The 16529-nt window shown below is 69.1% G+C and carries 16 protein-coding genes, 1 tRNA gene and 4 pseudogenes; 8 read left to right on the top strand and 13 right to left on the bottom strand.

The annotated features are described in order from the left end of the window. Positions 1-2: 2 nt before the first annotated feature. Complete coding sequence (locus tag IE258_RS20685; protein ID WP_189745580.1) at positions 3-362, bottom strand: hypothetical protein; 360 nt, start codon at positions 360-362, stop codon at positions 3-5. Between the two features lie 61 nt (positions 363-423). Then, entirely contained in the window at positions 424-810 is a 387-nt protein-coding gene (locus tag IE258_RS20680; protein WP_189745578.1) for a hypothetical protein, read from the bottom strand. Positions 811-1443: 633 nt separating this feature from the next. On the opposite strand from IE258_RS20680, the gene IE258_RS20675 reads away from it, so the two are divergent. Further along, positions 1444-1531: transfer RNA gene (locus IE258_RS20675), tRNA-Gly, on the top strand. Positions 1532-1645: 114 nt separating this feature from the next. Beyond that, complete coding sequence (gene serS, locus IE258_RS20670) at positions 1646-2926, top strand: serine--tRNA ligase (protein WP_189745788.1); 1281 nt, start codon at positions 1646-1648, stop codon at positions 2924-2926. A 704-nt stretch (positions 2927-3630) separates the two neighbouring features. Here serS and IE258_RS20665 read toward each other — a convergent pair. The 3 genes from IE258_RS20665 to IE258_RS20660 all read right to left on the bottom strand — a co-directional run bounded on the left by IE258_RS20665 (position 3631) and on the right by IE258_RS20660 (position 5982). Further along, positions 3631-4179, bottom strand: coding sequence for an ATP-binding protein (locus IE258_RS20665; RefSeq protein ID WP_189745576.1), 549 nt, complete (start codon positions 4177-4179; stop codon positions 3631-3633). Between the two features lie 91 nt (positions 4180-4270). After that, positions 4271-4474 (bottom strand): helix-turn-helix domain-containing protein, encoded by a 204-nt coding sequence (locus tag IE258_RS41275; RefSeq protein WP_229892287.1) that lies wholly within the window; start codon positions 4472-4474, stop codon positions 4271-4273. A 1172-nt stretch (positions 4475-5646) separates the two neighbouring features. Beyond that, positions 5647-5982, bottom strand: a complete 336-nt coding sequence (locus IE258_RS20660; protein WP_189745574.1) for an ArsR/SmtB family transcription factor — start codon at positions 5980-5982, stop codon at positions 5647-5649. 177 nt (positions 5983-6159) lie between these two features. On the opposite strand from IE258_RS20660, the gene IE258_RS20655 reads away from it, so the two are divergent. Further along, positions 6160-7302, top strand: coding sequence for an FAD-dependent monooxygenase (locus IE258_RS20655; RefSeq protein WP_189745572.1), 1143 nt, complete (start codon positions 6160-6162; stop codon positions 7300-7302). A 691-nt stretch (positions 7303-7993) separates the two neighbouring features. Here IE258_RS20655 and IE258_RS20650 read toward each other — a convergent pair. Then, positions 7994-8668, bottom strand: a complete 675-nt coding sequence (locus tag IE258_RS20650; protein WP_189745570.1) for a TetR/AcrR family transcriptional regulator — start codon at positions 8666-8668, stop codon at positions 7994-7996. 395 nt (positions 8669-9063) lie between these two features. On the opposite strand from IE258_RS20650, the gene IE258_RS20645 reads away from it, so the two are divergent. The 3 genes from IE258_RS20645 to IE258_RS20635 all read left to right on the top strand — a co-directional run bounded on the left by IE258_RS20645 (position 9064) and on the right by IE258_RS20635 (position 11464). Further along, entirely contained in the window at positions 9064-9981 is a 918-nt protein-coding gene (locus IE258_RS20645; protein WP_229892285.1) for an oxidoreductase, read from the top strand. Between the two features lie 535 nt (positions 9982-10516). Continuing rightward, positions 10517-11209, top strand: a complete 693-nt coding sequence (locus IE258_RS20640) for a hypothetical protein (RefSeq protein WP_229892282.1) — start codon at positions 10517-10519, stop codon at positions 11207-11209. A 12-nt stretch (positions 11210-11221) separates the two neighbouring features. Beyond that, complete coding sequence (locus IE258_RS20635) at positions 11222-11464, top strand: hypothetical protein (protein ID WP_189745568.1); 243 nt, start codon at positions 11222-11224, stop codon at positions 11462-11464. Here the strand turns inward: IE258_RS20635 and IE258_RS20630 are convergent. The 3 genes and pseudogenes from IE258_RS20630 to IE258_RS20620 all read right to left on the bottom strand — a co-directional run bounded on the left by IE258_RS20630 (position 11413) and on the right by IE258_RS20620 (position 13357). Continuing rightward, positions 11413-11805 carry a carboxymuconolactone decarboxylase family protein gene (locus tag IE258_RS20630; protein WP_189745566.1) on the bottom strand — a complete coding sequence of 131 codons (393 nt, stop codon included), beginning with the start codon at positions 11803-11805 and terminating at the stop codon, positions 11413-11415. The genes IE258_RS20635 and IE258_RS20630 overlap by 52 nt on opposite strands. 212 nt (positions 11806-12017) lie before the next feature. After that, the gene (locus IE258_RS20625) at positions 12018-12266 is read right to left on the bottom strand and encodes an aldehyde dehydrogenase family protein (protein WP_373309836.1); all 249 of its coding nucleotides are present in this window, start codon (positions 12264-12266) and stop codon (positions 12018-12020) included. A gap of 251 nt (positions 12267-12517) precedes the next feature. Then, a pseudogene (locus IE258_RS20620) lies at positions 12518-13357 on the bottom strand (oxidoreductase). Between the two features lie 169 nt (positions 13358-13526). Here IE258_RS20620 and IE258_RS20615 point away from each other — a divergent pair. After that, positions 13527-14072: a TetR/AcrR family transcriptional regulator gene (locus IE258_RS20615; protein ID WP_189745564.1), complete on the top strand. Its 546-nt coding sequence runs from the start codon at positions 13527-13529 to the stop codon at positions 14070-14072. An 81-nt stretch (positions 14073-14153) separates the two neighbouring features. Here IE258_RS20615 and IE258_RS20610 read toward each other — a convergent pair. Next, positions 14154-14259: pseudogene (locus tag IE258_RS20610) on the bottom strand (IS5/IS1182 family transposase); the annotation flags it as partial. A 35-nt stretch (positions 14260-14294) separates the two neighbouring features. Between IE258_RS20610 and IE258_RS41270 the strand changes: the two are divergent. Further along, positions 14295-14771 (top strand): annotated as a pseudogene (locus tag IE258_RS41270) (hypothetical protein). A gap of 29 nt (positions 14772-14800) precedes the next feature. Here IE258_RS41270 and IE258_RS20605 read toward each other — a convergent pair. From IE258_RS20605 to IE258_RS20595, 3 genes and pseudogenes are all read right to left on the bottom strand, one after another. After that, positions 14801-15046, bottom strand: a pseudogene (locus IE258_RS20605) (DNA-binding protein); the annotation flags it as partial. 8 nt (positions 15047-15054) lie between these two features. Then, a complete protein-coding gene (locus IE258_RS20600) occupies positions 15055-15432 on the bottom strand; it encodes a transposase (protein WP_268256335.1) in 378 nt (125 codons plus the stop codon). A 258-nt stretch (positions 15433-15690) separates the two neighbouring features. Continuing rightward, positions 15691-16137 (bottom strand): hypothetical protein, encoded by a 447-nt coding sequence (locus tag IE258_RS20595; RefSeq protein WP_189745561.1) that lies wholly within the window; start codon positions 16135-16137, stop codon positions 15691-15693. Between the last annotated feature and the right edge of the window lie 392 nt (positions 16138-16529).

Here is a 16529-nt window from a genome sequence, read left to right as displayed (position 1 = left end):
ATTCACTCGCCCTTACTGTTCGCGTGTGTCCGTTCCCGTACAGCAGGATCCTTGTCCGGCGAATAAACGCCGAAGCCGTCCTCGCTCAACAGGCGAATCAGGCGTTGCCATTCCGCGAGCTCGCAGTCCAGATAGTTCTGGCGCCAAGCAGATTCAAGACAGTACGCTTTCGGCTGCCGTTGCCGTACATCCCGTAAACCGGCTTCTGCTGCCACCGCATCCGCATGGTTCATACCCGTGGCCCGCTTCTGAACCGCTCTCCGCGCCGAGTCGTCCCATTGCCCAGTCATCACATTCTCCGTTCTTGAAATGCTGTTCTTCCCGCGCCTCCAGGGCGACGGCGATTCACTCACAGTGATCACGGAGAATTTGCAGCTTGGTTTCACAGCGTGCATCTTCACCAAAGAGGTGCAGCAATGCCTTTCACAGTTCTGCCTCTTCCAGCAGCCCTCGGGTGCACGATCGGCTCAAATGTTGAGTGGCTCTCCGGGATCGCTCGCACACCGTCTGCCAGGTAGCAAACACCTCCGCACCACCTTCGGTGTCGTGCGGGGGCAGTTCGTGCCGGCGAACACTGCCCGGTGAAGAAGGCTCCTCGGCGTACGCAAGGAAGTCCAGTTCCTGGCTCGTCAGTTCTCGCAGGGTCCGGGTAACCGTTCCATCAGGCTTGAGCATGGCGGCGGCCTTGTCGAGCTGCAGGCCCGCTGATTCCTCACAATGGCTTCCCACCGCCATGCGATAAGCGGCGACAGCGTCCAGCATCATCCGGGTGGCTTCCTCAAGTGCTCCGGTCTGTTCATCGTCTGGCACGCGATGCCTCCGTATCGGTCTGTCGCCAGGCAGGTTTCGCACGATACTCGGAGCCAGCGTCAATGCCCGCGCCTTGTAGTGCACCCCTGATGGCCGATACGGGGGACACCGACCATCAGGGGCAGAATCAGGTGCTCTTGGCAGTCAACGATGCGCCCGACGACGCCTGGCAATGACCGCTTCTGCTCGTGACCATCTCCGCGAGCACGTCTTGATTATGGCAGCTGCCCCGCCTTTGCACCGGCAGGATTGCGACAACACCACCCTGCCTCCGCACACGGTGAAGTCCGCACAGCCGCGTTACCGGGGCCGGGCTGCTGCAAAGCCCCTTGGACAGGTGAAGATGCCGGTCAGGGCATCGACTGCACACGCGGACCGCCCGTATTCGCAAGGGTGGCGGCAGCATCTGAAGCGATGGCGGACGTCACGGTTGCCCCCGGGCACCCGGTGACCGCCACGACCCGGGCTTCACCGACTTCGTCCTGCGGAGCGCGGGGCCGCCGGCACACCCGCTCAGGAATGCCTCCGACCTGAAGACCGTGCTGTCAGCAGGGAGTCAGGAGGCGGTCAGAGCCATGGGGGCAGACTATTCACCAACAGCGCGCCAGCGAATGGATCGCGGGAACGCTACAGGGAGAGGTGCCCGTAGTGGCCTATCGGGGTCCGGGTGTCCAACTCGGTCGGGCTTCGGCCCACGCAGGTTCGAATCCTGCCCTCTCCGCAATCTCCGGGGACTGCCCTGCATGTCGTCGTGGCCCGACCGGTCCTCGTCGGCACAGGCCTCGACCGGCTGGCCCGATTGCCCGAAAGCGCCCTCGCCGCTCAAGGAGAAATCGTGCACGACCCTCAGGACCTGCTGCGTCCGGACACGCAAGCCGAACAACGGTTAAGCAGACGCCGTTACGTCCTTGACACAGAAACCCTGAAAAAGCTCGTTCAGCGACGCGCAAAGGCCATCGCGCACAAGGACTCCCTGCGTGGACGACTCAACTCAGTCACCCGCAAGCTGGCGGAGCAACGCGGTGCCAGGGATCAGCTCGACCTCGACACCGCGAAAGAGCTGAAGCGCCGGGTTCAGCTGGCGGACGAGGAACAGCGGGCCGCCGATGGCGAGTTGAGCGCCTTCCTGCTGGCAGTGCCCAATATTCCCGTGAGCGAAACCCCCAGGGGCGGCCCGGACGACCCGCCAGTCGAGGTCCGGCGGTGGGGACGCCGGCCGACCTTCGATTTTGAACCGCGCGACCACGTCGACCTGGCCACGTCCGCAGGCCTCCTCGACCTGCCCCGGGCCAGCAAGCTGTCCGGATCCCGCTTCGCGGTGTTCCGCGGTGCCGGCGCACGGCTCGAACGCGCGCTGACCTCCTTCCTGCTGGATCTGCACACCGAAGAGCACCGGTACATCGAGCACAGCGTCCCGCACCTCGTGACATCGGAGACAATGACGGGAACGGGCCAGCTGCCCAAGTTCGCTGACGACCTGTTCGCCACCAAGGTCGCGGACCGTCACCTGTATCTGATCCCCACTGCGGAAGTACCCCTGGTCAACCTCTACGGCAAAGAGACTCTGGCTGCGGACGACCTCCCGCTGCGTCTCACCGCCCACACGGCGTGCTTCCGTTCCGAGGCCGGGTCCTACGGCCGGGACACCCGCGGAGTGATCCGTCTCCACCAATTCGCCAAGGTGGAACTTGTGCGTCTGTGCCTCCTGCAGGACGCGGAAGAACAGCTCCAACTCCTGCTGTCCCACGCCGAAGAGTGCCTCCAACGCCTTGGTCTGCACTATCGGGTCATAGACCTTCGCGCAAGCGACCTCGGCTTCTCCGCCCGCCGTACCTACGACCTTGAGGTCTGGCTGCCGAGCCAACAGTGTTTCCGCGAGATCTCCTCCGTATCCGACTGCGGAGACTTCCAGGGACGCAGAGCCGGCATACGGGTCAAGCGAGGCGACACGAAGGAGTACGCGGCCACACTCAACGGCTCGGGACTTCCCATCGGCAGGACAGTGGTGGCACTCCTCGAACAGAACCAGCGCGCCGACGGCTCGATCGCAATCCCTCCAGCCCTCACCCCCTACACCGGATTCCACACGATCAACCCCGACGGAACGACCCACTGAGCCATATCGGCGTCGCTCTCCGGGATGAGGCTGCTGCACCGATCACGGCGGGGCGATTTGGGCCGCCGCGGCGCGTCGAAGAAGTCGCGGTCGTCGGGTATCTTCGCCGCCTCGCAGCGATCCCGGTCCGTCGTCCAGGACTTCGGCAGATATAACTCCCGATCCACCAGTGGCCCGTCCGCACCGGCCAGAGGAGCGGGGCCATGCATGAGTCAGCCTCCCGGCCTACAGGGTGACGGACCAGGCGCCGCGGGTGAGCCGTCGCCCTGACGCGTCCGGCTGGACACTCCCGTACGGCGCCGGTCACCCCGCAAGGCGGTCGATCAGGTGAGCTTGAAGGAGACCGGCAGACCTCCCCGCGCGTGCGGACCGTCCTCCTGGCCGCCGGCCTCTCCCGGACCGGAGGCGCTGGCCACAGCGGCCCCATGAGCCGTGCGCAGGCCCGCTCCAGCAACCGGCGGTCCACCACCTGCCGGCTCTTGCCGTAGAGCTCGGCCGGCAGGTGCGAGGTGAGCTTCGCCCACGTCCGGAAATTGCCGTGGCCCACATGCTCGTCCACCCACACGACATCGTCCTCGCTCACGACCCCCCACAGCGGGTGGAAGGCCGCCACCGCCACTGACACCTCGCCCGGGCGAAGACGCGGCACCAACTCCCAGGTCAGCACCCGAGACGCCGGCGCGGGCACCCGACGCAGCGCCCGTTCACTGCCCGCACCCGCCAAAAGGAGCGCCATGTCCGTGTCCGGGTGGTCCCACAGCCCGCGCAGAAACTCCAGGCGCCGGCCCCGGAAGACGCAGCGCCTCGTCCAGCACCAGCACACGCGGCTGCCGCAATGCGTTCACCAGCATCAGGCCGGCCTCCCCCGCCCCGCGCGGCAGACGCCTCCCCAGCTCCAGAACGTCCACGAGCACCCGGCGCAGCCCGGGAACCGTCGCGTGCACACCGACGTAAACCCGACAGACCCGGGCCGGATACGGCAACTGGGACAGCACGTACTGCAACGCAACGGTCTTGCCCCGGCCGGCGTCACCGTAAAGACACACCACCGCCCCCACCGCAGCCACGAGCGCAACCGTCCCCAGCACCGACCGAACGGCAGGCGTATGCACCACCTGAGCATCCGGAACCAGAACCGGGACCTGCGCCAGGTGCTGCTGCTCCCGCAGAAACACCTGCCCACCCACACCCTTCCCGGCCACCACGTCCAGGCCCAGCTCGCCGAGGGAATCCGGCCGACGCAACCCGGCCACCTCAGACACCCGCCCGGTCGACAAAGCCCGCCCCGCCCGACGGCCCCTGCGGATCACCCGACACCACCTCGACATCGACGGAACGGGCACCTCACCACCGCCAGCCACCAGCCGACGCCTCAGCACCGAGACATTCCCCCCGCCTCACCCAGCAACTCCCACACCTCGCCCGACACCACGCACCCCTGCCGGACCGGCGCCTGACCCACCCGGTCGCCCTCGCCCTCTCCAACCAGCGCCAGACCGTACGCTCCGAAACACCCACCGTCTCAGCAACCGCACGCACATGCCGCATGGCCCCCCCGCCCCGCCTGCTGCCGCTCCAGCAGACGACGCACCACCAACGCCCTCAGCAGCACAGGCCCACGACCGGCCCCCACCTCTTGCCCCCCACGATCACACCGGCCCAGCCCCCAGCCAGCGCACAAGAACTCACGAACCTGAGACAGCACCAGCTGCCATACGACAAAGCCCCCACGACAGCCATCCCAGCCACCAGACTCCCGCCCCATAACACTGCCAGCCCCCCCTTCAACACCCCACTGACCAGCACCAATACACCAACCACCCAACCACCCAACCACCCGACCACCCGACCACCCGACCACCAACACCGGCTCTCACCACCACCGACTCCAAACCGAGAGACCGCACAGGGTGAGGGACTGCCGCTGTGTCGGAACCGAGGTGCGGGCGTGCGGGCCACAGGACGGGGGCGCAGGGGGCGAGGGGCGGGGGCTTCAGGAGAGCCTGTCCGCCGGCCGAACGCACCAGCCCAGACGGGGAACCCTGCAGGCTGCCCTCACCGCGGACGTCCGCGCCCGCCACCCCGGCACGTGACACAGCCCTTCAGTCACCACTACGGACAGCCAGTCAAGAACCGCGCTGCCACGGAACACCATGCACCGGCAGCACCCAGCTGAAGCCGTCACACACCCCCTCAGACGCCTCGGCGAAAGCCGAAAGCCGTCGGCAGGCACGTGTGCAAGCCCGCATCCACATCACGGCGCCAGGCGACGGCGCCGAGCCCCACGAACAGTCCACCGGAGGATCCGGTCCGGGCCCTCTCGCGCAGGACGAGCCGTTCGTGGCCACCTCGCCTTTGGTGCCGGCTCCTGTCTGCGGGGCGGCTGGGTGGGCCAGCCTGCGGATAGCTCCTGGCAGGACGGCTTGGACTCGACGCGCACCCGTCTGCCGGGAGCTTCTCTGTGGCCGGGCCCCGCCCTCTCCCCCGGTGGTCCTGCTCCGCATGCAGATTGAGGAAACCTCAGCGGGTGCGGGTGCAGGTGCGGGTGTGGGTGCAGGTGTGGGTGTGCGGAAGGGTTCGGCGCCGGTCACGGGTGCGGGGCGGTGGTCGATGCGGCACCGGTCCCCTGTGTGTCCGCGTCGTGTCCGGCTGCCTGCGAGCCGGGCGCGGGCTGGGTCCGGCCGGGCTCGCGGCTCAACCCGGGCTCCCCTCCGGTGTGCTCAGCGGGGAGCAGTACCGCCCGGGGAGTCTTCGCCCAGGAGCGTGAGCAGCCCGGGGAATCTCTTCTCGATGTCCGCGCGTCGCAGTCGGATGCCCTTGCGGTTGCCGTAGTCGATCTCGTCAATGAGACCTGCCTCGCGCAGGACCCGGAAGTGGTGGGTCTGGGTCTGCTTCGAGATCGGAAGATCGAACGAGTTGCAGCCCCGCTCACTGTCGCTGCGGTCGGCTGCCAGCTGCGTCATCACCGAACGACGGTGCTCGTCGGCGAGGGCGCGAAACACCGCGCCCAGATCGAGCGCATCGGCCTTTGGGCCGACCAGGTTCCTCCCGGCCACGCCGCACCTCCTTCAGGTATGACTTGCATCGTACCTGAAGGGCATGCTTCCCTGAGGTACGGAAATGATCGTACCTGGGTCCGGTTGCCCCTCCCCGTGCCGCCGCTCCCTCAGGCCCGGCCCGGCACCCGCCGGGGACCTGGGCATCGACACTCCGAACTCCGAGAGGTCATCGTCATGAAGAAGCCCGAGGTGCTGATAGTCGGTGCCGGAATCGCAGGGCCCGCACTCGCGTACTGGCTCTCCCGCAACGGATACCGGCCGACGGTCGTCGAACACGCCCGGCAGCTGCGCTCCGGCGGCAGCGCGATCGTCGTGAAGGGGCCCGCGATCCCGGTCGCCGAGCGCATGGGCATCCTCCCGCAGCTCCGCGAGCTCGCCACCCGCAACCAGTCGCTGACCCTGCTCGATGCCGGCGGCAGGCGAATCCTGCAGCTCCCGCTCACCTCGGACAAGGCTCCGACCGTCGAGGTGACCCGGGCCGACCTGTCCGAGGTGCTCCACCGGTCGGCGCAGACCGGGGCCGAGTTCGTGTTCGACGACACCGTCACCGCTCTCGACCAGGACGAAGACGGGGTGGACGTCACCTTCCGGCGGTCCGCGCCACGGCGCTTCGACCTGGTAGTCGGTGCCGACGGGATGCACTCCACCGTACGGCGCCTGGTATTCGGCCCCGAGCGGCAGTTCGCGAGCGACCTTGGCCTGTACGGCGCGACCGTCCCGCTGGAACCCGACGCCGTCGAGGACCCGACCGAGATGACGATGCTGACCGTGCCGAACCGGATGCTGGTCCTCCACCCCTCGCGGACCACCCCGCTCGCGATCTTCACCTTCCGGGCCGCACGGCCGGCGCCCCACGACCGCAAGAACGTCGCCCTCCACAAGCAGACCGTGGCCGACGCCTACGCCGACGTGCGGTGGCGGGCACCGGAACTCGTGGCAGCCTTCCTCGGCCACCCGGCTCCGTACTTCGACCCCCTGACCACCGTCCGGGTGCCCTCGTGGTCCCGCGGACGGGTCGTACTCCTCGGGGACGCAGCGGCCGCGACAGCCCTGCTGGGCGACGGGTCCAGCATGGCGATGGCGGGCGCGTACGCCCTCGCACAAGAGCTCGCCGCCCAACCCGGCGACCACGCCCGCGCCTTCGCCGCCTACGAGTCACGGCTCCGCCGTGAGACAGGCCCGCGGCAGCGACGCGTCGGGCTGCTCTCCAGGCTCATGGTGCCCCGCACCCGGCCGGGCCTCGCCGTGCGCAACACGGTGGGCCGCGCGGTCGGCCGCACGCACCGGACCTCCACTCGCGAAGCCGCGAACCGGTAGACCGGGCCCGCACCGACCGCCCACCGGCCGGTGCGCAGATCCGCGGCAGCTCTCAGCCGCGCCGACGCCCCCCATGTCCCGGTGCAAGCCCGGCGTGGCAGGCCACCGCCGATGAACGGCAGGCCGGCTGCCGACGGCCTCACCCACCGCTGCGGGCGCTCGCCACGGCACGGGCGCCGCCGATGACTCCCCCTCCCCCGGCGACGCGGAGGCGAAGTGCCGGACGGACAAGGCATGTCGAGACGCCGGCGGCACCGCCCGGACGCCCGTCCTCCGTCGGCGTCCCACGCTGCGGCAGCGCCGGCAGGGCAGCACCCGGGCCGCAACCCGCTGCCCGGCGAGCAAGCCAGGCCGCCCTGAAGGGCCGGCGCCGTGCGCGGAAACTGCGCTGCAGCACCAACCGGGCCACCGCCACCGTGGAGACCGTCCCCGCCCTTCGTCACGCCTCAGCCCCAGGCTGCCAAAGGCTCACTGACGTGCCCGGCACCCCGCGGCCACCTCCCCACCCGCGAGGCACCGCTGCACCCCAGCGGACCTCTTCGGCCTGGTGCGGCGCAACGTCCGGTCCCGGACACCGGCCGGCGCGACGTCCCGGTCCCGGACACCGGCCGGCGCGACACCCGGCCAAGGCACAGGCGCAGGCGCAGGCTCACCATGGCACCGCGTCAGGGACCACCGGCGGCTGGCCCGCTCAGGCGCGGGCGCGGGCGATGGTGCCGGCGGTGAGCGTGGCCAGCATCTCCTGCAGGGCGGTCACGAAGTCCAGCTTGAACGCGGTCAGTGAGGGGTCGGCTTCGTAGGCGGCGAGCATCGCCGCAGAGGGCCGCGCGTGGGTCCACACGGCACCGACAGACATGATCATGGCTGCGGTCAACTGCGGTGCGCCGTCGCCCAGTTCGGGAAGGTACCGGCGGGCCAGCGCCGCGATACCGGCGACGTTGGCCACGGCCGCACGCTTGTAGCGGGCGGCCGCCTGCGGGGACACATTGTGCTCCAGCACGCCCGCCTGCGCGCTGAGCAGGTCGCACAGGACGCGGCGGTGGGCGAGGGAGCCCGCGACGACGGCGGCGAACTGCTCCGTGCGCCGGCTCACCGGAGCGTCCTGGTCGATGCCGGCGCGCGCCAGGGCAGGCAGGCAGGCCACCCACTGCTGCCAGGCACGGTCGAGCAGTTCCAGCAGGATCGCCTCGCGCGATTCGAAGTAGCGCAGCACGTTGGACTTCGCCAGCCCGACACGGCGGCTCAGCTCGTTCAAGCTGATCTCACCGATGGGCATCGTCTCGAGCATGGCGGCAGTGGTGTCGAGGATGGCCTGGCGCCGTATCCCGCGCTGCTCCTCACTGCGTGCGCGCTGGAAGTCCGTCATGACCCCAGGCTACAGACTGGCGGTCTTTTGACATCAGACCAGCGGTCTTCTACGTTGGGACCACGACCGAACAGACCACCGGTCTGAAAAAGAGTGGGGAGTCTCCGGGCGGCGCACCAGGGCCGGCGCGCCGCACCGACCAAGCCACCCGCGCGGGCTGTCCCGGCGCTGTGCGCCCGCTGCGGGCGGACGCCGCGGCACCGGCGCCCGAAGGACGTTCACGGCCGCCCCGGTGCATACCTGCGCCTCCCCCGGCATGCACCCGCACCCCGTCCCGCACCCCGCCGCAGCCGCCTCTCGCCGAGAACACCCCCGGCCCTGCACTTCCCCGCCCGGTGACACGGCCCCGCCGGGCAACGCAACGACCGAGCACGAGAACAACGCACCCAAGGAGCGTGACCACGGTGAACCACTGGACACCCGACGACATCCCCGACCAGACCGGCCGCACCGCGCTGATCACCGGCGCGAGCAGCGGCATCGGGCTCGAGACCGCCCGCGCACTCGCCCGGCACGGAGCCCGCGTCATCCTGGCCGGCCGCAGCCAAACCAGGCTCGACCAGGCCGCGGAGGCCGTACGCGCCACGGCGCCCGGCGCCCGGACGGACACCCTCGTACTCGACCTCGCCGACCTCTCCTGCGTCCGCGACGCGGCCACCCGCATCGCCGAGACCGAGACCGTCGACCTCCTCTTCAACAACGCCGGCGTGATGAACCTGCCCGAGCGGCGCACCACCCGCGACGGCCTGGAGATGACGGTCGGCACCAATCACCTCGGCCACTTCGCCTTCGACGCCCTCCTCTGGCCCGCCGTACTCCGCTCGCCGGCACCACGCGTGGTCACCGTCAGCGCCATCGCCGCACGGTGGCCTATCGGCAGGCTGGACGACCTGATGAGCGAGAAGAACTACCGCGCCATGGGCGCCTACGCCAAGTCCAAGCGCGCCAACATCGTCTACACCCTCGAACTCGCGCGCCGCACCGCAGACACTCCCGTCACGGCACTCGCCGTCCACCCGGGATCGGCGATGACCGGCCTGCAGCAGCACGGCACCGGCACCCTGAGCCGCCTCGTCACCCCGATCGCCGCCCGCCTGCTCATGGGCTCGGCCGAGGGCGCCGCCTGGCCCTCCCTGTACGCAGCAACCAGCCCGAACACCCCGACCGGCAGCTTCATCGGACCCGCCGCACGCGACCAGACCTCCGGCACCCCCCAACCCGCCAAACTCCCCACCAGCGCCGACGACCCCACCCAGGGCAGACGGCTGTGGGCCGTGAGCGAACAACACACCGGCATCCCCTTCAACCCCTAAGCCGCCACCGGCCAGGGCCCGCCCGAACGCCCTGCCCGAACGCGTGCTCCGGGCCCCGGCCGCACGCTCTCCGCCCCCCTCCGCCACCCCACACCCCACGCGGCCATCACCCCCGCACCCCCCACCCCCCCCAGCCCCCCACCCCCCAGCCCCCAGCCCCGCAACAGGCCCAAACCCCGGGGCAGACGCAGCCGGCGACACCGACCGGCCACATCCACACCGGCCCCACCCACACCCCTGCCCAGGCCCACCAGCACCCCAACAACCCGCCGACCGAAACCGATAGATACCGATAGACACTGACAAAAGCTGGCAGACATCGGCAGGACGGACCGGACCATCACCCGACCGGCCGGCACGCCCGACACGAACACGGCCTTTCCGTTGGGCCAGTTGACCTGGGAGCCCCCCTCTGGGGCATCTGTGCTGGTCAGAGCCTCAAGGACCGGTGCAGCGGTGGTCGGCAGATGTCGTGCATGCCATACGGGATCATGGGCGCGGACCGATCGAGGAAGACACCGGGGGTGCAGGAATCATGGTGGCTCTCCATGCCTCCGCGCTGGACGGAGTGGCCCGGAATCCGGCGCTGCCGACGCCTCTGCTGCTGCGCCTGCTCGCCTTCGGGGCAGACGGTGACCGTCCGCCCCGTGACGTTCTTCACCGGGCCAAACTCCCCGAGTCGGCCGTCGCGCTGATCCTGGCCCACCCGAACCCGGGGGTCCGGATCGATTTCGCCATGAGTGCCAGGGCGGAGCCCGCACAGCGGGCCCGGCTCGCGGACGATCCTTCCCCCAAGGTGCGGGCAGCTCTCGCATACGGACCCGAGGTGTACGATCCGCGCGCCAAGGTCGCGCCGCTCCCGGATGCCGTGTGTGCCCCTCTGCTCGACGACCCTGATCATTCCGTACGCGCGGCACTGCTGGACTCGCCCCACCTGACGCCAACGTCCGTGGCAGCGATGGCCACTCATCACCGTGAAGCAGCGCGCTGGGAAGCAGTGCGTGCATGGGACGCCCTGTCGGCGGGCGAGCGGTCGGCACTGCCGGCCGACCCCGATCCCGGGGTACGGCGGGCCACCGAGCTGCAGGAATGCCAGCGGGACACCCGCGTGACCGCCAGCCTCCTCCGTGACCCGAAATCCGCCGCCGAGGCTTTGTCAGGGCCAGCTAGGGTGGCCCAACAGTTGACGGCCGTCCGCCGCGAATCGCCCGCGCTGCATGGTGGATGACTTGTCCTGTAAATGATCTACGGTGTGCTGGTTGATCACCCCGTATCCCTGTTCCCCGGCCAGGGCAGGTTTGTTCAGGCGGGCGATGCCGAGCATGGCGCGGGGAACGCCGGCACCACTGAGGATCAGGCGCAGGCGGGCGTCGTGGGGGGATCCGTCGGCTGGGACCGGCTCCTGCCCGCACAGGCATGGATGCTGGAGAATCAGACGGGGTCGGACGAAGCGTTCTCGGCGAAGACGGACAAGGCGACCTGATATGTCTCGAAGGCGCGGGCCGCTCCTGCGTAGACGGCGAGGTGGATGAAGAGGTCGACGATCTCGTCTTGAGTGACGCCGTTGTTGAGCGCGATGCGCAGCTGCCCGCGCAGCGGTTCGAACGCGCCCAGCGTCGCGGCGATGGCGACAGAGACCAGGGATCGGTCGTGCGTCGACAGTGCGGTACGGGTCCATGAGTCCCCGAACGTGTGCACAGTCGCGACCTTGCGGAAGTCGGCTCCGGAGGCCGGTTCGCCGGGACTCATCGGGAGTTCCAGGCGCTGTCCCAGGAGTTCGCTTGCGGTGTCCAGCGCCCGCTCGTAGTCGTCGTCGGTACTCATCTCTGCTCCTTGTCGGTCGGTCGTGCGGGGTGGTGGGCCGGCGGTCCTGGCCACCACGCGCCGTCCAGGGTTCGGCTGCCGGTCAGGGTGGTTCCCCACCCGCTGGGGGTTGCTGCTCGCCGGGGCGGCGAGACGGCTGTTCGTCGCACGAGGCTGATGTCCACGCTCGCACCGTGTGCAATCGGTCTGCTCGGTCGGGTGAACCGTCCGGGCTACAGAGCATGGACTACCGGGTGCGGGTGATCGACTTGTGCTCGACGTAGCCGGTCGGACCAGCCTTGCCGTAGCTCACGGCCGAGGCCGCTGGCCTTGTAGCCGCCGAAAGGGCCGTCGAAGCTGATCGGCGATCCGTTCAGCGTGACGGTGCCGGTGCGCAGCCGACGGGCTGTGGTCAGGGCGCGGTCGGGATCAGCGGTCCAGGTACCGCCGGACAGGCCGTACGCGGAGGCCGGGTCGGTCACGTCCAGGGCGCGTACGCACAGCCGGTCACGGTGCTCCCAGGGGGCGGGAACCGTGTCGGCGCCAGGTCGGTCGCCACCACGTTGTGGCCCGCGGCGAGCGCCACCGTGACGACACGGCCGCCCGGGCCCCGGCTATCAGAAAGGTCTTGGTCATTGTTTCTCGCTCCTCCTGTGAACCGGCGGTCGGTCGGCGCGGGCGGCCCGGGGATCCGGTGCTTCGACCGGCCCGCTGCCGCCCCCGCACAGTGCCGTCAGGTGGCGGGGAAGTCCGTGGAACGGCTGACCTCGGCCCACTTGCCGGCCTCGGCCAGACGGCCTTCCTCCGCGCTGATCGCGATCTCCAGGGCGTCGCTGCCGAGCAGCAGCCTGCGCGGGGGCTCCTCGGCGTCCACGGCGCCGATGATCGCGTGGGCCATGCGGTCCGGGTCACCAGGCTCATTACCGGCGTAGTCCGCGAACCGGGCCATCCAGAGGCCCACGGTCTCCTCGTAGTCGGGGGTCACGGGACCGGAAGGCTCCGCTGCACCCGTGGCCCAGCCGGTGCGGATGCCGCCCGGCTCGACGATGGTGACCTTGACACCGAACGGTGCCACCTCGTTCGCCAATGCCTCGGAAAATCCCTCGACGGCGAACTTCGCGGTCTGGTAGGCGCTCAGACCCGGCGTACCACCCACACGTCCGCCGATTGAGGAGATCTGCACGATGTGCCCGGACCGCTGGCGGCGCATGACAGGAAGGACCGCCCGGGTCGTGTTGACCACGCCCTACAGGTTGGTATCGACCTGTGCGCGGAACTCGTCCTCGGGAAAGTCCTCGATCGAGCCGCTGGTGGCGTAGCCGGCGTTGTTGACGACGACGTCAACCGATCCGAACCGCTCCACCGCCGCGGCCACCACTCCCCGGGACTGCGACGCGGAGGTGACGTCCAGCGCTACCGCCTCCAACTGGTCCGGGTGCTCGGCCCGCAGGGAAGCCAGTGCCTCAGGCTTGCGGGAAGTCACCACAACGTTGTCGCCGGCCTCCAGGGCCGCGAGCACCAGGGCCCTGCCCAGACCCTGCGAACCCCCCGTGATCAGCCAGGTTCGTGCCATGACGCGTGCCTCGTTTCGTCATCTGCTTCACCGCCCCGAGCGGGACAGCAACTTCACTGTAGACGAAATCGACCTAACTGCAACATCAATGATGCGGTAATCTCTAGTGGTGCATCTCACGCGTGATGTTAATCAACTAAGTGAAGCTCGCTCGTAGAATGTGGGCATCATGAGAGCTGACGCCGCGCGTAACCTGACTGCCGTCCTCCATGCCGGAGCCCGACTCCTGGCGGAGGACCCGGGCGCCTCCATGGCGGCCATCGCCAGCGCCGCCGGAGTGGACCGGACGACCGTCCACCGCCGCTTCGCAAACCGTGAAGCCCTGCTCAGCGCCGTTTTCCAAGCCAAGCTCGACTCCGCCGAAAGCGTTCTGGACGAAGCCCGCCTGGTCGAGTCCCCCCTGCCGGTTGCACTCCACCGCTACCTGGAGGGAATCATCCCCGTCAGCCGCGAATGGCCGGTCGACATGCGCCTGATGATGCAGAAAGACCCCGCCGCCCGGGTCCGCCGGGAGGAGCAGAGTGCGCGCCTCGACGCCTTCATCCGCCGCGCGCTGGACGAGGGCTACCTGCGAGCGGGCGTAGACGCGGCATGGGCACGGACGGTCCTGGACGAACTCGTCGACACCGTCGCCCATCGGTTCCCCGACCTGGAACCCCCGCAGGCCGCCGATCTTGTCGCCGCCACCTTCCTGAACGGCCTCGGCGCGACCTGACACCACCGCACAGCAGAGCAAGACCTTCGACGGCGCGGCGACTGTGGGGTCACAGGTGGGCACAGGGTTCCGTCCACCATCGCCTTCCCGCCGTAGCTCGATGATCACCTTGCCGAACTGACGCGTGACTCCGCCCGGTGAACGGTGCTGTCCAGGGCGGCTCGGACGCCGTGATCACACCAGCCACACCGAGATGGTCTCGAAGATCGACGGCATGGCGCGATGACCGCCATGTCAGGTCAGGCCTGGGTGTCCCTCACATCGCTGGGCGGCGTTGTTCTCGGCGGCTCGTTGTCCTACCTCGTCCAGCACAGGACTCAACTCCCGGCGGATCGCGCTGAACAGCGACGACGGCAGATCGCCTTGTCGGAGGCTCGGCGCGGGGAGCGGCGGGCACTGCTGGAGCGGTTCATCGAGGTGGGGGCGAGGCCGAACGGTCCGCCTTCAGTCGGCCGTCCGAGTAGGAGGAGACCGACGCCTGGTTCCTCACGACCCGGGACGCTGTGAACAGGCTGTGGGTCGCGGAGCGGCTCATCCGCATCCAGTTCCCCCCTGTCCGTGCACGCCGCGGCACGCGCGTACTTTCTCGACCTCAGCCGGACGGTGTGGGAGGGCTTGCCCGACGGCGAGAGCGTGCGCGACCACTGGGAGGACAATCGGCTGGCGTTTCTGGACGCGACCCGCGCGGTCATGGGGTAGCGCACACCACCGGCCTGACGCCTACTCATTCAGTCGAGGTCGGGCAAATGATCCGCTTCCAGGGCTCGCATGGCGTGCGACGCGTTGAAGGGCAGAATCGTCACCGCGACGTGCGGCAGTTCCTCCAGCGTCATGAACATCTTCTCGCCGGTCCCCCGGTGGAGGAGATTGCCCAGGGCGTTGGCGTACATTCTCCGGGGTACGAGCACCGTCAGGGACGTGTTCGTGTCCTGGGTGGTCCGGATGGCAAGTTCTCTCATCGCTTGACGCAGTCTTACTGGCCTTAACAAAGCCTCTGGACGTGCCGGTGGGTGATCAGGCAAACGGCGAGTCCGAGGAATGCCTCGTGGATGTCGTCGCGTCGTTCCCACCGGATGCGTAGGCGTCGGAAGCCGTGCAGCCAGGAGATCGTCCGCTCGACGACCCAGCGGAAGGTGCCCAGGCCGGTGCCGTGCAGCTGGCCACGTTCGGCGATCACCGGGCGGATCCCGCGCTGCCGCAGGAGCCGGCGGTACTTGTCGTGGTCGTAGCCGCGGTCCGCGAAGAGCATGTCGGGCCGCCTGCGCGGCCGGCCCACTACTCCTGCCACTGCCGGGATCTTGTCCAGCAGCGGAACGAGCCCTGCCCGGGCCGGAGTCGAGCGAGGCTCCACGTCGGGCAGTCTTCAAAACGATGCCGCGCTCCCACGCGAGCCGGCAGTACATGCGGAAGCCGTAGCCCCGGCCCGCGCGCCAGGACATACACGATCCCGGCCAGCACAGCCCGGTCATCGGCCAGCCTGCCGTGCTGCTGACCGAACTGCACGCTCCGTACCCGGGATCGTGAGGGTCACATGGCCGTCATCGAGTCGGAGGTTCGGGAATCACGGAAGCCGAGGTCTCTCCAGTACGAACCCGAGGGCCCACTGGTGTGCTTCAGCTCAGTGAACCGTGCTTTCGGGTGCAACGCGAGGATGCCGCGTCAGCCGAAGAGCTTGCGCCACAACGTCGGCGTCGACCTGCGCCGACGTCCTGCCACCGTATTCGAGGACGTCGTACTCGTCGTCCAGGTTGGCGAGTCCTTCGACCAAGGGCAGTTCGTGCCCGAAGCGCTGGTGGATCCGGAAAACCAGCTCGCGTGGCGTCAGCTCGCCGGCCAGCATTCGGGCGGCAAGTGCTCGTGCGGCGGCCTCCTGTCCGGCAACGCTGCCCGCCGGGTGGAAGGTGAGGCCCAGTTCGTCAAGTGCTGGGGGAAGGAGGTCGGGGACGTCGTAATCCGCCTCAGCGCGTGTGCATGCGGCCAGCATTCGCAGGGCGGGGCTGTCGAGTCCGGCGATGAGCGCATCGCAGGCGCCAGTGACGACGTCGGCCGCAGGAATCTCGCCCATGCTCCACAGGACGGCATGGTCCTGTAGGGCGAGTGCTGCTGCTGAGGTCGATGTCACCCGCCCATAATTCCCTTCCTGGTGTGTCGTGTCGAGCGGGTTTCATGGGAGGTGCTGTTCAGCGGCCGGGGCAGGGCTCGCGCGGAGTCCGTGTAGCGCATCCCGGTCTTCTCCTCGAGAAGTTCCAGCGTCGCGTTCTGCCCGCACGTCGCGGCACTGATCGAGTGACTGCCGACCCGGCCGTCATTGCTGGTGTCCGAGGCGGGGAACATCGGTCTGGCTCAGTGGTGAACCCCGGCGACGTTTGAGCCAAGGCGGGACCCGGACGGTCGTGCGAGCAGCTCAGGTCAGTGGGACGCCGGTCCGCAAAGGTGCGGATGAGCAGGAGGCCGGCG

Source organism: Streptomyces tendae (genome assembly GCF_014650435.1).
GTDB lineage: Bacteria > Actinomycetota > Actinomycetes > Streptomycetales > Streptomycetaceae > Streptomyces > Streptomyces tendae.
This window is presented reverse-complemented; position numbering and strand designations above follow the sequence as displayed.

What these genes read in the sequence shown, in the direction of transcription:
- IE258_RS41275 (WP_229892287.1), bottom strand. Translation starts at nt 4,474, where the DNA reads ATGCGGCATGTGCGTGCGGTTGCTGAGACGGTGGGTGTTTCGGAGCGT.
- IE258_RS20655 (WP_189745572.1), top strand. Translation starts at nt 6,160, where the DNA reads ATGAAGAAGCCCGAGGTGCTGATAGTCGGTGCCGGAATCGCAGGGCCC.
- IE258_RS20650 (WP_189745570.1), bottom strand. Translation starts at nt 8,668, where the DNA reads ATGACGGACTTCCAGCGCGCACGCAGTGAGGAGCAGCGCGGGATACGG.
- IE258_RS20640 (WP_229892282.1), top strand. Translation starts at nt 10,517, where the DNA reads ATGGTGGCTCTCCATGCCTCCGCGCTGGACGGAGTGGCCCGGAATCCG.
- IE258_RS20635 (WP_189745568.1), top strand. Translation starts at nt 11,222, where the DNA reads ATGATCTACGGTGTGCTGGTTGATCACCCCGTATCCCTGTTCCCCGGC.
- IE258_RS20630 (WP_189745566.1), bottom strand. Translation starts at nt 11,805, where the DNA reads ATGAGTACCGACGACGACTACGAGCGGGCGCTGGACACCGCAAGCGAA.
- IE258_RS20615 (WP_189745564.1), top strand. Translation starts at nt 13,527, where the DNA reads ATGAGAGCTGACGCCGCGCGTAACCTGACTGCCGTCCTCCATGCCGGA.
- IE258_RS20595 (WP_189745561.1), bottom strand. Translation starts at nt 16,137, where the DNA reads ATGGGCGAGATTCCTGCGGCCGACGTCGTCACTGGCGCCTGCGATGCG.